Source organism: Allobosea sp. GW821-FHT03A12, from assembly GCF_058986765.1.
Genome location: NZ_JBYSVZ010000001.1, coordinates 1,251,174 through 1,265,373 on the forward strand (window position 1 = coordinate 1,251,174; position 14,200 = coordinate 1,265,373).

Below are 14,200 nucleotides of genomic sequence, written 5' to 3' on the forward strand. Positions count from 1 at the left end.
GTCGTTGCTTTAAGCTGCGTCCCCCGTGGAGATTCGGGGTTCGCCGGTTTTGCCTCCGGCTGCCGGTCGCTGTTCGGGAGCGGCCCTCTTGCGAGCGCCGGGAGCGTGATTTGAGGGGATGTCCATCCCCCTCCATCCGTTTCCCATCCCTGGCGGCTGTCCGGCCTCTTGTCCGGATGCCCACCGACCAGCACGCGGCCACAGGCACGTGCGAATTGGGTGAGCCCCATATACGGACGGGTGCACTTTGCTTCAAGTTTTTTCTGACGGCCGGGACCGGATTTTTTACAGGACGAGAGCAGGGAGGCAGGGCGCTGCTCTCATTTCCTTTTAACGCTGGCTCGCGCAGGCCAGGGCAGTGCCCTAGACCAGCCCCATTTCATCGCCTAAGTCGTTGGCGCAGCGCGCCTTCGCGCGCTTATATCCAAGGGGCAAGCTTCGATCATGACGGTTACCGATCGCCGCCGGGTTCTGGCCGGGCTGAGCGCCGCTTTGTGCGCCACCGCCGCGCCGCAGGCTTTGCTGGCGCAGCAGCCCGAACAGGCGCCGCCGCAGCCGCGATTCGGCTTCGACGAGGTGGTGCGCCGGGCTCGCGAGGTCGCCGCCGTTCCCTATGAAGCGGGGCCGGCGCTGCCGGAGGCCCTGACGCGGCTCGATTTCGACGCCTGGCGCGAAATCCGCTTCCGGCCGGAGCGAGCCTTGCTCGCCCAGTCGAATTCCGGCTTCCGCATGCAGATGTTCCATCCCGGCTTCCTGTTCACCCGGCCGGTGACAGTCAACGTGATCCGCGACGGCGTACCGACGCCAGTGCCCTATTCGGCCAACCTCTTCGACTACGGGCGGACCAAGTTCGAGAAGCCCCTGCCGGTCAATCTCGGCTTCGCCGGCTTCCGGCTGCACTACCCGCTCAACGACCCGCGCGTCTTCGACGAGCTGATCTCCTTCATCGGCGCGAGCTATTACCGCGTGCTCGGGCGCAGCCAGCGCTACGGTCTCTCGGCGCGTGGCCTTGCGATCGGTGCGGGCGTGCCGGGCGGCGAGGAGTTCCCGATCTTCCGCGAATTCTGGGTCGAGACGCCGGCCGCGGATGCCGACCGTATCACGGTCTATGCGCTGCTCGATTCTCCGTCCGTCGCGGGCGCCTATCGCTTCCATATCTATCCGGACGGCGACAGCGTGGTCGATGTCGGCGCGGTGCTGTTCCCGCGCAAGCCGATCGAGAAGCTGGGTCTGGCGCCGCTGACTTCGATGTTCTTCACCGGCGAGAACGACCGGCGCTTCCACGACGATTTCCGCACCGAGCTGCACGATTCGGACGGGCTGCTGATCCATTCCTCGACTGGCGAGTGGATCTGGCGCCCTTTGCGCAACGCCCGTGTCCCGGCAGCTTCCTCCTTCGTCGAGCGCAATGTCCGCGGCTTCGGCCTGATGCAGCGCGACCGCGTCTTCGAGCACTATCAGGACCTCGACCTCAATTACGAGCTCAGGCCATCCTACTGGATCGAGCCGCAGGGCGACTGGGGCGAGGGCGTGGTCGAATTGATCGAGTTGCCGACCACTGACGAGACCAACGACAACATCGTCGCGCTCTGGGCGCCGAAGCTGGCGCTGGAGCCGGGCCGCGAGTTCCGCTTCGGCTACAAGCTCACCGCGATGCTCGATTCCAGCGAGCTGCATCCGGGCGGGCGGGCGATCAACACCTACCAGGCCAAGCCCAAGGCGCTCGGCTCGGGCGAGGCCGTCACCGAGAATACCCGCCGCTTCATCGTCGACTTCGCCGGTGGCGATCTCGGCTATCATCTGAAGCAGCCGGAGAAGGTCGAGATCGTGCCCTCGATCGCCTATGGTCGGATCAACCGCGCCTTCCTGGTGCCGAACCCGAAGACCGAGGGCTTCCGCGCCTTCATCGACATCGTGGTCGAGCCGGGCCAGCTCGCCGAGATGCGCGCCTTCCTGAAGAGCGGCAGCAAGACCCTGACCGAGACCTGGAGCTTCCCCTGGCGGGCGCCCGACGCAAGCTGACGGCGGCCGACTAGAACTGCGGCGCACTCTTGCTGCGCGCGGCCTTGCGCCGCTTCTCGGGCGCAGCCGCGACCACTTCGATCTCGACCTTGAACTCCGGCAGGGTGAAGCCGGAGACGATCATCAGGGTTGAGGCCGGCGGCGGGGTGCCGACATGGGCGTCGCGCGATTCCATGTAGCCTTTCATATGGGCGCGGTCGGTGACGTAGGCGTTGATCCGGACGATGTCCTTCAGCGCCATCCCGGCTTCGCCCAGGATCGCGGCGATATTGGCAAAGCAGAGATCGGCCTGCTCCCGGGCTCCTTCCGGAATCGTGCCGTCGGCGGCGATGCCGAGCTGGCCGGAGCAGAAGACGAGCCGCTGGCCGGCGGGCAGTTCGACGCCATGGCTGTAGCGAGCAAACGGGGCGCGGATCGAGGAGGGGGCGAGCGGCTTCATCTGATGGTCCGGATGGCGGGGCACCGTTCTGCCACGCCATATGCGTGCTGCAAAACCATGTTGAGACTTGACCATCGCATCTTTTGCAGCGTTGAACGCGCATGCCAGATTTCATGCCGCGTTCAGGCGGGATGGGCACAATGCCTTCGGACGGCGACTGCGCGAGACGACGGGGATGAGCTTGAGGACTTCTGCGCTGCTGCGGGCCGCGAGCCTGCTGCCTCTCATGCTGCTGACTGCCTGCGCGGGATCGCAGCGCTTCGGCGGGTATGGATCAGGTTCGGGCCAGGCTGTCGCGCGTGCGCCGGTCTATGGCGAGCCGCTGCAATCGGCACCGCCGATCCAGTCGGCGCCGATCACCTCCGAGCCCTTGCCGCCGCCGGGGGGCTACCCGAGCGCACCGCCGCAAGCGGGTGGTTATCCGCCCGGCGGTCCCGCGCCCGGCGCGCCGCCCCAGAACGATCCGTTCTTCGATCCGCAAGCGGCGCAGCCGGGACAACAGCCGCCGGTGCAGCAGCAGCGCCCGATCGAGCCGGCGCCGCCTCAGGTCGCCAACGCCAATCCCGGCGCGACGCCGGGCGGCGGTTCGACACGTAGCGGCTCGGTTTCCAACCGTGACGGCGTGATCGGCAACTGGACGGCGCAGGAGGCGACCGGCGGGTCCTGCCGGGTGCAGCTCTCGAGCTCGCCTTCGCTCGATCTCTATCGCGCCAACGCTACAGGCTGCAGCAATCGCGACCTGCAGCAGGTCAACGCCTGGGATTATCGCGACGGCGAGGTCTATCTCTACCAGAAGGGCGGCTCGGTGGTGGCGCGCCTGCGCGTCGGCAGTGCCGGCACCATGAATGGCGCGATCACCAAATCGGGCGCCGGACTCTCGATGAACCGCTGAGCCCCCTCTCCCCTTGTGGGAGATGGTGGCCCGAAGGGCCGGATGAGGGGGCGCGCTGGTCTTCAAACGTTTTGGAGAACGTCTCGCGACGCTGACGTTTAGCGTCGCGAAACCCCTCACCCCAACCCTCTCCCGCAAGGGGAGAGGGGGTAGACAGTCAGTGCCGAGAGGCGCTCCGGCCGAACAGGGCGGAAGGCCAGAAACTGCGCTGCAGCGAGAGCGACAAGGTCGCGAAGCTGCGGGCATTGTCCATCGCCTCGTCCAGCAAGGTGAACGGCGTCGGCGCGCCGGTCGCGATCCTGCCCTCGACATCGGCGTAGCCGCCGACCATCTCGGCCTCGAACTTGCGCGCGAGGTTCCGCATCGCGGCGTTTTCCGGCAGGCAGGTCATGTAGAGCGTGCGGATGTTGCGGTTGCGCGCCGCCGTGACCAGGCGGCTGAACAGCTCTCCGCCGATGCCGCGCCGGCGCCAAGGGCGCTCGACGCTGAAGGCGGCTTCGCCGGTCTGGATGACGATTTCCTCCAGCCCCCGCAATTCGGCGGCTCCGCGGACTTCGCCGGCCTCGACATAGGCGTAGACGAGCCCGCCGACACCAAAGGTGGTTTCGGCGTAGTTCCGGAGGAAATCATCTGTGACCGCCGTGCCGAAACGCTCGCGCCTGGTGTCGGCGTCGAGGCGAAGCAGATGGGCGGTGAAGAGATCGCGCTCGGCAGGCCAGAGACGCCTGACCTCGCCGTGCCTGGCCTTGGCGCCAGACTTGATCGAACGATTCAATTGCAGCTCCTGTGAAAGCGCGGATTGCGCTGCCCAAAGGAGGCGTGTCTTCCCTAACTCGATGAGCAAGATGCGCTCCCGATCTGGGAATGCAAGAGGCGCAATTGCGGCAATTTACGGCTAAATGCCTGTAAAATTGGCCGGAATGGTTAAGGCTGCGCGCTATCGCCACATCGTCGCGATGGATGCGGCCAACGCCAGGGCGAGCGCAATGTTGAGGGCTCGCCATTGCCAGGCTTGCGTCAGCAGCCGCGCCAGAAGCAGCCCGGCGACGCACCAGAGCATCAGCGACAGCAGCGCGAGGATGCCGAAGACGGTGCCGAGCAGGGCGGCGAGCTCTCCGGCGCCGCGGGCAAGCTCGCCGAAGGAGGCGGCGGCGCCGAGCGTCATCGCCCAGCCCTTGGGATTCTGCAGCTGGATCCAGAGCGCGCCGAGAAAGCTGGTCGGCTTGGCAATGCTCCTGTCGAGATGCGGGGGGCCGCTGCGCCCGATCCTGACGGCGAGCCAGAGCAGATAGGCCGAGCCGGCGAGCTTCATCGCGAATTCGAGCGACGGCAGCGCCAACAGCAGGCCGGCGAGCCCGGCCGCGGCCGCGACGGCCATTCCGGCGAGCCCGATCGCGACGCCGATCATGAAGGGCAGGGAACGCCGAAAGCCGAAATGCGCTCCGGAGGCGGTGGCGAGCGTAGTGGTGGCGCCCGGTGTCACCGTCGAGATGGCGGCAAAGGCGATGAGCGGCAGGATCTGGTCTGGTGACATGGACGGCTCCGGGTCGGAGCCATCGCATTAGGTTCGTCGAATGAATGATGAAAACGAATGTTGAAGCGACTTGGCATTAGCATTCATAATGCTGGCGATGCGCAATCTCGACCTCGAACTGATCCGGGCCTTCGTCGCCGTCGCCGACCATGGCAGCATGACGATCGCCGGCAATGCACTGCATCTGACGCAGAGCGCCGTCAGCCAGCAGATCATGCGGCTGGAGCGGCGGCTCGGGCAGGCTCTGTTCCTGCGCGAGCGGCGCGGGTTGAAGCTGACGGCGGCAGGTGATCGCCTGCTCGCCAAGGCGCGCCGGCTGATCGGCCTCAATGACGAGATCTGGGCGGAAATGACCACGGGTTGCGCCGGCACGGTGCGGCTCGGGGTGCCCTATGATCTCGTCGGCACCGCGCTCGCGCCGATCCTGAAGGGCTTTGCCGAGGCGAGCCCTTTGGTCGAGATTTCGCTGGTCTGCGCCTCGTCGCCGCAATTGCTGGAGGCGCTAAGCAAGGGCGAGGTCGACCTTGCCCTGGTCGAGGAGCCGCTCGCGACGGCAGGCGGGGAGTGCCTCGGCATCGAGCGGCTGGTCTGGGTCGGCGCCAGGGCCGGCTCCGCCTATCTGAAGCAGCCGCTGCCCTTGTCGCTGGTCGCCGACAGCTGCGCCTTCCGCCCGGCGGTGACGACGGCGCTCGATGATCGGGGGAGGGCGTGGCGCAGCGTGTTCGAGAACGGCAATATCGACGCGACCACCGCGACGGTCAGGACCGACCTGGCCATCACCGCCTGGCTCGCCTGCACGGTCCCGCCCGATCTCGACATTCTCGGGGCTGAGCAGGGTTTGCCGGAGCTGCCGCCCTTCGCGATCACGCTGTATCTGTCGCGTTCGCAGCCCTCGGAAGCGGCGCGTGAGCTTGCCCGCCATCTGCGCGCCGGCTGGCTGCGCTCGCGGCAGGCCGCATAGCCTGCTGGCCCTGCCGAGGGTTGCGGGCCGGCCCGCCCTGCCGTAACCCGGAAGGCGACGTCCCTTCTTGCTGTCCCGCCTCCAGGCCATGTCTGCCACGCTCCCCGAACGTTATGACGCCCTGGTCGCCTCGGGCGCGATCGAGCGCGATCCGGCGCAAATCGCCGTCGTCAGGCGCTTGCAGGCGCTGTCCGATACGCTCGCCAGCCGCAAGCTGGCCAAGAAGAGCAGCGCGCTGGGCTGGTTGTTCGGCCGCAAGCAGCCGGCGGCGGATGCGGTCAAGGGCCTCTACATCTGGGGCTCGGTCGGCCGCGGCAAGACCATGCTGATGGACCTGTTCTACGAGACAGTCCAAGTCGAGCGACGGCGGCGGGTGCATTTCCACGCCTTCATGGCCGATGTCCATGAACGCATCCATGCCTATCGCCAGGCGCTCAAGGCCGGGACGGTCAAGGAGCCGGATCCGATCGGGCCGGTGGCAGCGGAACTCGCGGAAGAGGCGAGCCTGCTCTGCTTCGACGAGTTCACCGTCACCGACATCGCCGATGCGATGATCCTCGGGCGATTGTTCACCAAGCTGTTCGCCGACGGCGTCACCGTGGTCGCGACCTCCAATGTCGAGCCGTCGCGCCTCTATGAGGGCGGTCTCAATCGCGCGCTCTTCCTGCCCTTCATCGAATTGCTCGCCAGCAAGGTCGACGTGATCAAGCTGGAGGCGCGCACCGATTTCCGGCTGGAGAAGCTCGGCGGTGCACCGACCTATCACGTCCCTGCCGACGACAAGGCCAAAGCCGCGCTCGACAAGGCCTTCAGCCAACTCACAGGCGTGGCGCAGGGCGCGCCCATGACCATCTCGATCAAGGGGCATGAGCTCAAGCTGCCGCAGGCGGCGGGCGGTGTGGCGCGGGCGAGTTTTTCCGATCTCTGCGCTCAGGCCTATGGCGCCTCGGACTATCTCGCCCTCGCCCAGCACTTCCATACGCTGATCCTCGACGACATCCCGATCATGGACATCGAGCGGCGCAACGAGGCCAAGCGCTTCATCATCCTGATCGACACGCTCTATGAGAGCCATGTGAAGCTCGTCGCCTCGGCAGCAGCGGAGCCGACCGGCCTCTATGTCGCCCATAGCGGTCGCGAGGCCTTCGAGTTCGACCGGACCGTGTCGCGCCTGATCGAGATGCGCTCGGAGGAATATCTCGCCCTGCCGCACGGCCGGGCCGACTCGGCCGCGAGCGGCGACGCGACCGGGCTGGTGGAGACCTGAGCGTGGCGACGCCGCGCGAACCGAGCGAGATGCGCATCCTCTCGGTCGCCGGCGAGCATCTGCGCCAGCACGGCCTGCGCCGCTTCACCGTGGTCGCGGTGGCGGAAGAGGCGGGCATGACCCATGCCAATGTCTACCGCTACTTCCCCTCGCGCACGGCGCTGATCGACGCGGTGGTCGATGTCTGGCTGAAGGCGACCGAGCGCTCGCTCGCCGACATCGCCGACGGGCCGGACCCGGCCGAGGACAAGCTGGAGCGCCTGATCCTGGCGCTGGCCAAGGCCAACCGCGACCTGCTCCACGACGAGCCGCATCTGTTCGCGGCGCTGTCCCAGGCAGTGGCGAAGCGCCATGCGATCAGCCGGCGCAACCGCACGCGTGTGCGCGCGCTGTTCGAGCGGGTGATCGATGACGGCATCGCGACGGGGGCCTTCGAGCCGCGCGACCGCGACCGCGCTATCGCCTTCGTGATCGACGCCACCCACCGTTTCATCCATCCTGCCTCGCTGGAATTGGAGGCGGATGTGCCGCAGACCTCTGTCGATACGAGGCTCGCCACCCTGATCAGGGTGGCGCTGCGCACGCTCGCGACCGGGGTCATCTAAAAAAATGACAAAATTTGTAAAATGTAACTGCACGTTTTCGTGGCAGGTTGACGGCGCATTTCGGTTGGTTGGCTTCTAACGGCTTGGTTTTACTGGGCATTCCGTGATCGGAGGGCCGAAAGCGCCGCTTGGGGACATTCCAATGTCCAATTTTCGACAGGGTTGAGCCCGAGAGCGGCTTGGGTCAAAGAACCCACGGCTTTTGGCTTCAACTGCTTTCGCATCCAACAACAAGGATTCGGCAATGGCCCGCAAGAAGATCGCCCTCATCGGCGCCGGACAGATCGGCGGCACGCTCGCGCACCTCGCGGGCCTCAAGGAACTGGGCGACGTCGTCCTGTTCGACATCGCCGAGGGCATTCCCCAGGGCAAAGGCTTGGATATCGCCGAGTCCGCTCCGGTCGACGGCTTCGACGCCGGCTACAAGGGCACGAACTCCTACGAGGACATCAAGGGCGCCGACGTGATCATCGTCACCGCCGGCGTGCCGCGTAAGCCCGGCATGAGCCGCGACGACCTGATCGGCATCAACCTCAAGGTGATGAAGTCGGTCGGCGAGGGCATCAAGCAATACGCTCCCAAGGCCTTCGTGATCTGCATCACCAACCCGCTCGACGCGATGGTCTGGGCGCTGCAGAAGTTCTCGGGCCTGAAGCCGAACATGATCTGCGGCATGGCCGGCGTGCTCGACTCCGCCCGTTTCCGCCACTTCCTCGCCGATGAGTTCAAGGTCTCGGTCAAGGACGTCTCGGCCTTCGTGCTCGGCGGCCATGGCGACGACATGGTGCCGCTGGTCCGCTACTCGGGCGTCGCCGGCATCCCGCTGCCCGACCTCGTCAAGATGAAGTGGACGACGCAGGAGCGCCTGGACGCCATCGTCGAGCGTACCCGCAAGGGCGGCGGCGAGATCGTCAACCTGCTCAAGACCGGCTCGGCCTTCTACGCTCCAGCCGCCTCGGCGATCGCCATGGCCGAGAGCTATCTCAAGGACCAGAAGCGCGTCCTGCCGGCGGCCGCCGCGCTCAAGGGCCAGTACGGCGTCAAGGACATGTTTGTCGGCGTGCCGGTGGTGATCGGCGCCAAGGGCGTCGAGCGGGTCGTCAAGATCCGCCTCAACGGCGCCGAGAAGGAGATGCTGGCCAAGTCGGTCGCCTCGGTCCAGAGCCTGATCGACGCCTGCAAGAGCATCGACGCGTCATTGGCGTGAGACAGACGGATGGCGTGATGGCCGGCGGCCGTCACGCCATCGCCTCTCCCTTTACCGGCACAGGACATCAGGCATGAACATCCACGAATATCAGGGCAAGGCGGTTCTCAAGGAGTACGGCGCGCCCGTCTCCGCCGGCTTCCCGGCGCTATCGGTGGCGGAGGCCGTCGAGGCCGCGAAGAAGCTGCCCGGACCGCTCTATGTGGTGAAGAGCCAGATCCATGCCGGCGGGCGCGGCAAGGGCAAGTTCAAGGAACTGCCGGCGGACGCCAAGGGCGGCGTGCGGCTCGCCAAGTCGATCGAAGAGGTCGAGAGCCACGCCAAGGAGATGCTCGGCAACACGCTGGTGACGCTGCAGACCGGCCCGGCCGGCAAGCAGGTCAACCGCCTCTATATCGAGGACGGCTCGGACATCGCCAAGGAGTTCTATCTCTCGGCGCTGGTCGACCGCGAGACCTCGCGCGTCGCCTTCGTGGTCTCGACCGAGGGCGGCATGGACATCGAGAAGGTGGCCCATGACACCCCCGAGAAGATCCTGACCTTCTCGGTCGATCCCGCCACCGGCATCATGCCGCATCACGGCCGTACTGTCGCCAAGGCCCTCGGCCTTTCCGGCGATCAGGCCAAGCAGGCTGCGAGCGTGCTCGGCCAAGTCTACGCCGCCTTCGTCGGCAAGGACATGGCGATGCTCGAGATCAACCCGCTGATCGTGACGACGCAGGGCCAGGTCAAGTGCCTGGACGCCAAGGTCTCGTTCGACTCGAACTCGCTCTATCGCCATCCTGAGCTGATGGAGCTGCGTGACGAGACCGAGGAGGACGCCAAGGAGATCGAGGCGTCGAAATACGACCTCGCCTATATCGCGCTCGACGGCACGATCGGCTGCATGGTCAACGGCGCCGGCCTCGCCATGGCGACGCTCGACATCATCCAGCTCTACGGTGAAAGCCCGGCGAACTTCCTCGACGTCGGCGGCGGCGCCTCGGAGGAGAAGGTCACCGCGGCCTTCAAGATCATCACCGCCGACCCGAAGGTGAAGGGCATCCTGGTCAACATCTTCGGCGGCATCATGAAGTGCGACGTCATCGCCCGCGGCGTGATCGCTGCGGTGAAGACGGTCGGCCTCGAAGTGCCGCTGGTCGTGCGCCTCGAAGGCACCAATGTCGCCGAAGGCAAGCAGATCATCCGCGACTCCGGCCTCAACGTCATCCCGGCCGATGACCTCGACGACGCCGCGCAGAAGATCGTCGCTGCGATCAAGAAGGCTTGAGGTAAACCAATGTCCATCCTGATCGACAAGAACACCAAGGTCATCTGCCAGGGCTTCACCGGCAAGAACGGCACCTTCCACTCCGAGCAGGCGATCGCCTATGGCACGCAGATGGTCGGCGGCACCTCGCCCGGCAAGGGCGGTTCGCTCCATCTCGGCCTGCCGGTCTTCGACACCGTTGCCGAGGCGCGCGAGAAGACTGGAGCGACTGCCTCCGTCGTCTACGTGCCGCCGCCGGGCGCTGCCGATGCGATCTGCGAGGCGATCGATGCCGAGATCCCGCTGGTGATCTGCATCACCGAGGGCATCCCGGTGCTCGACATGGTCCGCGTCAAGCGCTCGCTCTCCGGCTCGAAGACCCGCCTGATCGGGCCGAACTGCCCGGGCGTCGTCACCGCCGGCGAGAGCAAGATCGGCATCATGCCGGCCAACATCTTCAAGCCAGGCTCGGTCGGCATCGTCTCGCGGTCGGGCACGCTGACCTATGAGGCGGTGTTCCAGACCACGAACGAGGGCCTCGGCCAGACCACGGCCGTCGGCATCGGCGGCGACCCGGTCAAGGGCACCGAGTTCATCGACATGCTCGAGATGTTCCTCGCCGACGAGAAGACCACCTCGATCGTGATGATCGGCGAGATCGGCGGCTCGGCCGAGGAAGACGCGGCGCAGTTCATCAAGGACGAGGCCAAGCGCGGGCGCAAGAAGCCGATGGTCGGCTTCATCGCCGGCCGCACGGCTCCTCCGGGCCGTCGCATGGGCCATGCCGGCGCGATCATCTCGGGCGGCAAGGGCGGCGCCGAAGACAAGATCGCGGCGATGGAAGCGGCCGGCATCCGGGTCTCGCCGTCGCCGGCGCGCCTTGGAAAGACCTTGGTCGAGGTTTTGAAGGGCTGAGCAGCAGGCTGCGTCATGGTCGGCCTTGAGCCGACCATCTCGTGACCAGCCAGGCTCGACAAAGAGATGCTCGGGTCAAGCCCGAGCATGACGGCAAGACGAAGCGGCAGGTTAGGAAGAAGGCAGGACGACCATGGCTCGCCAGGACATCAACGAGGCTCTCGCGCAGACGGGTTTCCTCTATGGCGGCAACGCGGCCTATATCGAGGATCTCTACGCCCGCTATCAGGCTGACCCCAAGTCGGTCGATCCGGAGTGGCAGGGCTTCTTCTCCGCGCTGAACGACGACAAGCAGGCGATCGTCGACAACGCCAAGGGCGCGTCCTGGAAGAAGCCGAACTGGCCGATCCCGGCCGGCGGCGAGCTGGTTTCGGCGCTCGACGGCAACTGGGCTGCGGTCGAGAAGGCGGTCGGCGAGAAGCTCGGCGCCAAGGCCAAGGCCGCCGGCGCGACCCTGTCCGCTGCCGATGTCCAGCAGGCGACCCGCGACTCGGTGCGGGCGATCATGCTGATCCGCGCCTATCGCATGCGCGGCCACCTCCACGCTCAGCTCGACCCGCTGGGGATCGAGAGCCAGAAGGATCCGGAGGAGCTGTCGCCGGCGGCGTTCGGCTTCACCGAGGCCGATCTCGACCGCAAGATCTTCATCGACAACGTGCTCGGCCTGGAGTTCGCCACCATCCGCGAGATGACGGCGATCCTGCAGCGGACCTATTGCCAGACGCTCGGCGTCGAGTTCATGCACATCTCCGACCCCGAGCAGAAGGCCTGGCTGCAGGAGCGGATCGAGGGCCCGGACAAGGAGATCGCCTTCACCCGCGAGGGCAAGAAGGCGATCCTGAACAAGCTGGTCGAGGCCGAGGGCTTCGAGAAGTTCCTCGACCTCAAGTTCACCGGCACCAAGCGCTTCGGCCTCGATGGCGGCGAGTCGCTGATCCCGGCGCTGGAGCAGATCATCAAGCGCGGCGGCTCGCTCGGCGTGCGCGACATCGTCTTCGGCATGGCCCATCGCGGCCGCCTCAACGTGCTGACCCAGGTGCTGGGCAAGCCGCATCGCGCCCTGTTCCACGAGTTCAAGGGCGGCTCCTTCGCCCCCGACGACGTCGAGGGCTCGGGCGACGTCAAGTACCATCTCGGCGCGTCCAGCGACCGCGAGTTCGACGGCAACAATGTCCACGTCTCGCTGACCGCCAACCCCTCGCATCTCGAGATCGTCGACCCCGTCGTGCTCGGCAAGGTCCGCGCCAAACAGGACCAGTTCGGCGACATCGTCGAGCGCTCCAAGGTGCTGCCGCTGCTGATCCATGGCGACGCAGCCTTCGCCGGCCAGGGCGTCGTGGCGGAATGCCTCGGTCTGTCGGGCCTGAAGGGCCACCGCACCGGCGGCTCGCTGCACTTCATCATCAACAACCAGATCGGCTTCACCACCTATCCGCGCTATTCGCGCTCCTCGCCCTATCCGTCCGACGTGGCGAAGATGGTCGAGGCCCCGGTCTTCCATGTGAACGGCGACGATCCGGAAGCGGTCGTCTTCGCCGCCAAGATCGCGATCGAGTTCCGGCAGAAGTTCCACAAGCCGGTCGTGATCGACATGTTCTGCTATCGCCGCTTCGGCCATAACGAAGGCGACGAGCCGGGCTTCACCCAGCCGCTGATGTACCGCAAGATTCGCGGCCACAAGTCGACGCTGGAGCTCTACAGCGCCAAGCTCGAAGCCGAGGGCGTGATCCAGCCGGGCGAGCTCGACCAGATGCGCGCCGCCTGGAAGGACAGGCTCGAGGTCGAGTTCGACGCCGGCCAGGCCTTCAAGCCGAACAAGGCCGACTGGCTCGACGGCCGCTGGGCCGGCATGAAGGCGATCCGCGCCGACGAGGACGATCCGCGCCGCGGCGCCACCGGCGTGCCGGAAGCGACGCTCAAGGAAATCACGCAGAAGATCACCGAGGTCCCGGAAGGCTTCAACGTCCACAAGACGATCCAGCGCTTCCTCGACAACCGTCGCAAGGCGGTCGAGAGCGGGCAGGGGATCGACTGGGCGACGGGCGAAGCGCTGGCCTTCGGCTCGCTGCTGCTCGACGGCAACCCGGTCCGCCTCTCCGGCCAGGATTGCGAGCGCGGCACCTTCTCGCAGCGCCATTCGGTGCTGATCGACCAGGAGACCGAGGCTCGTCACACCTCGCTGAACCATATCCGCGAGGGCCAGGGCCGCTACGAGGTCATCAACTCGATGCTCTCGGAAGAGGCGGTGCTCGGCTTCGAATACGGCTACACCCTGTCGGAGCCGAATGCGCTGACGATGTGGGAGGCGCAGTTCGGCGACTTCGCCAATGGCGCGCAGGTCGTGTTCGACCAGTTCATCTCCTCGGGCGAGCGCAAGTGGCTGCGCATGTCGGGCCTCGTCTGCCTGCTGCCGCACGGCTATGAGGGCCAGGGCCCCGAGCACTCCTCGGCCCGCCTGGAGCGCTTCCTGCAGATGTGCGCCGAAGACAACATGCAGGTGGCGAACTGCTCGACCCCGGCGAGCTATTTCCACATCCTGCGCCGCCAGCTGAAGCGCGACTTCCGCAAGCCGCTGATCCTGATGACGCCGAAGTCGCTGCTGCGTCACAAGCGCTGCGTCTCCGATCTCAGCGAGCTGGCCGAGGGCTCGACCTTCCACCGCGTGCTGCACGACGATGCCGAGCGCGGCAAGTCGACCACCAAGCTGGTCAAGGATTCGAAGATCCGCCGCGTCGTGCTCTGCTCGGGCAAGGTCTATTTCGACCTGCTGGAGGAGCGCGAGAAGCGTGGGCTCGACGATGTCTACCTGATGCGCGTCGAGCAACTCTATCCGTTCCCGCTGAAGTCGCTGGCGCAGGAACTGGCGCGCTTCAAGAGCGCCGACGTCGTCTGGTGCCAGGAAGAGCCGAAGAACCAGGGCTCCTGGACCTTCGTCGAGCCCTATCTAGAGTGGGTGCTGGGCCATGCCGGCTCGAAGTCGAAGCGGCCGCGCTATGTCGGCCGCCCGGCCTCGGCCGCGACCGCGACCGGCCTGATGTCGAAGCATCTCGCCCAGCTCAACGCCTTCCTGGACGAGGCCTTCGCGGCCTGATCCGGATTTACTCAGCGG

At 66.3% G+C, this 14,200-nt stretch carries 12 protein-coding genes; 9 read left to right on the forward strand and 3 right to left on the reverse strand.

Annotated elements, in window-relative coordinates:
• Positions 1 to 444: 444 nt before the first annotated feature.
• Positions 445 to 2,022, forward strand: a complete 1,578-nt coding sequence (locus tag AC3WLC_RS05870; RefSeq protein ID WP_493682985.1) for an OpgD/OpgG family glucan biosynthesis protein — start codon at positions 445 to 447, stop codon at positions 2,020 to 2,022.
• Positions 2,023 to 2,032: 10 nt separating this feature from the next.
• On the opposite strand, the gene AC3WLC_RS05875 is transcribed toward AC3WLC_RS05870, so the two are convergent.
• Positions 2,033 to 2,461 carry a RidA family protein gene (locus AC3WLC_RS05875; protein ID WP_493682986.1) on the reverse strand — a complete coding sequence of 143 codons (429 nt, stop codon included), beginning with the start codon at positions 2,459 to 2,461 and terminating at the stop codon, positions 2,033 to 2,035.
• Between the two features lie 175 nt (positions 2,462 to 2,636).
• On the opposite strand from AC3WLC_RS05875, the gene AC3WLC_RS05880 reads away from it, so the two are divergent.
• Entirely contained in the window at positions 2,637 to 3,353 is a 717-nt protein-coding gene (locus AC3WLC_RS05880) for an AprI/Inh family metalloprotease inhibitor (protein WP_493682987.1), read from the forward strand.
• Positions 3,354 to 3,510: 157 nt separating this feature from the next.
• Here AC3WLC_RS05880 and AC3WLC_RS05885 read toward each other — a convergent pair whose 3' ends face one another.
• Entirely contained in the window at positions 3,511 to 4,128 is a 618-nt protein-coding gene (locus tag AC3WLC_RS05885) for a GNAT family N-acetyltransferase (RefSeq protein ID WP_493682988.1), read from the reverse strand.
• A 162-nt stretch (positions 4,129 to 4,290) separates the two neighbouring features.
• Positions 4,291 to 4,887: a LysE family translocator gene (locus tag AC3WLC_RS05890; protein ID WP_493682989.1), complete on the reverse strand. Its 597-nt coding sequence runs from the start codon at positions 4,885 to 4,887 to the stop codon at positions 4,291 to 4,293.
• A 97-nt stretch (positions 4,888 to 4,984) separates the two neighbouring features.
• Between AC3WLC_RS05890 and AC3WLC_RS05895 the strand changes: the two genes are divergently transcribed.
• The 7 genes from AC3WLC_RS05895 to AC3WLC_RS05925 all read left to right on the forward strand — a co-directional run bounded on the left by AC3WLC_RS05895 (position 4,985) and on the right by AC3WLC_RS05925 (position 14,182).
• Complete coding sequence (locus AC3WLC_RS05895) at positions 4,985 to 5,848, forward strand: LysR family transcriptional regulator (protein ID WP_493682990.1); 864 nt, start codon at positions 4,985 to 4,987, stop codon at positions 5,846 to 5,848.
• Positions 5,849 to 5,936: 88 nt separating this feature from the next.
• The gene (zapE, locus tag AC3WLC_RS05900) at positions 5,937 to 7,115 is read left to right on the forward strand and encodes a cell division protein ZapE (protein ID WP_493682991.1); all 1,179 of its coding nucleotides are present in this window, start codon (positions 5,937 to 5,939) and stop codon (positions 7,113 to 7,115) included.
• A gap of 2 nt (positions 7,116 to 7,117) precedes the next feature.
• Positions 7,118 to 7,720: a TetR/AcrR family transcriptional regulator gene (locus AC3WLC_RS05905; RefSeq protein ID WP_493682992.1), complete on the forward strand. Its 603-nt coding sequence runs from the start codon at positions 7,118 to 7,120 to the stop codon at positions 7,718 to 7,720.
• A 244-nt stretch (positions 7,721 to 7,964) separates the two neighbouring features.
• Positions 7,965 to 8,927, forward strand: coding sequence for a malate dehydrogenase (gene mdh, locus AC3WLC_RS05910; RefSeq protein WP_291680556.1), 963 nt, complete (start codon positions 7,965 to 7,967; stop codon positions 8,925 to 8,927).
• Between the two features lie 73 nt (positions 8,928 to 9,000).
• Positions 9,001 to 10,197: an ADP-forming succinate--CoA ligase subunit beta gene (gene sucC, locus AC3WLC_RS05915; RefSeq protein ID WP_493682993.1), complete on the forward strand. Its 1,197-nt coding sequence runs from the start codon at positions 9,001 to 9,003 to the stop codon at positions 10,195 to 10,197.
• Between the two features lie 9 nt (positions 10,198 to 10,206).
• The gene (gene sucD, locus AC3WLC_RS05920; protein WP_092156813.1) at positions 10,207 to 11,091 is read left to right on the forward strand and encodes a succinate--CoA ligase subunit alpha; all 885 of its coding nucleotides are present in this window, start codon (positions 10,207 to 10,209) and stop codon (positions 11,089 to 11,091) included.
• 133 nt (positions 11,092 to 11,224) lie between these two features.
• Complete coding sequence (locus tag AC3WLC_RS05925) at positions 11,225 to 14,182, forward strand: 2-oxoglutarate dehydrogenase E1 component (protein ID WP_493682994.1); 2,958 nt, start codon at positions 11,225 to 11,227, stop codon at positions 14,180 to 14,182.
• Positions 14,183 to 14,200 lie beyond the last annotated feature (18 nt).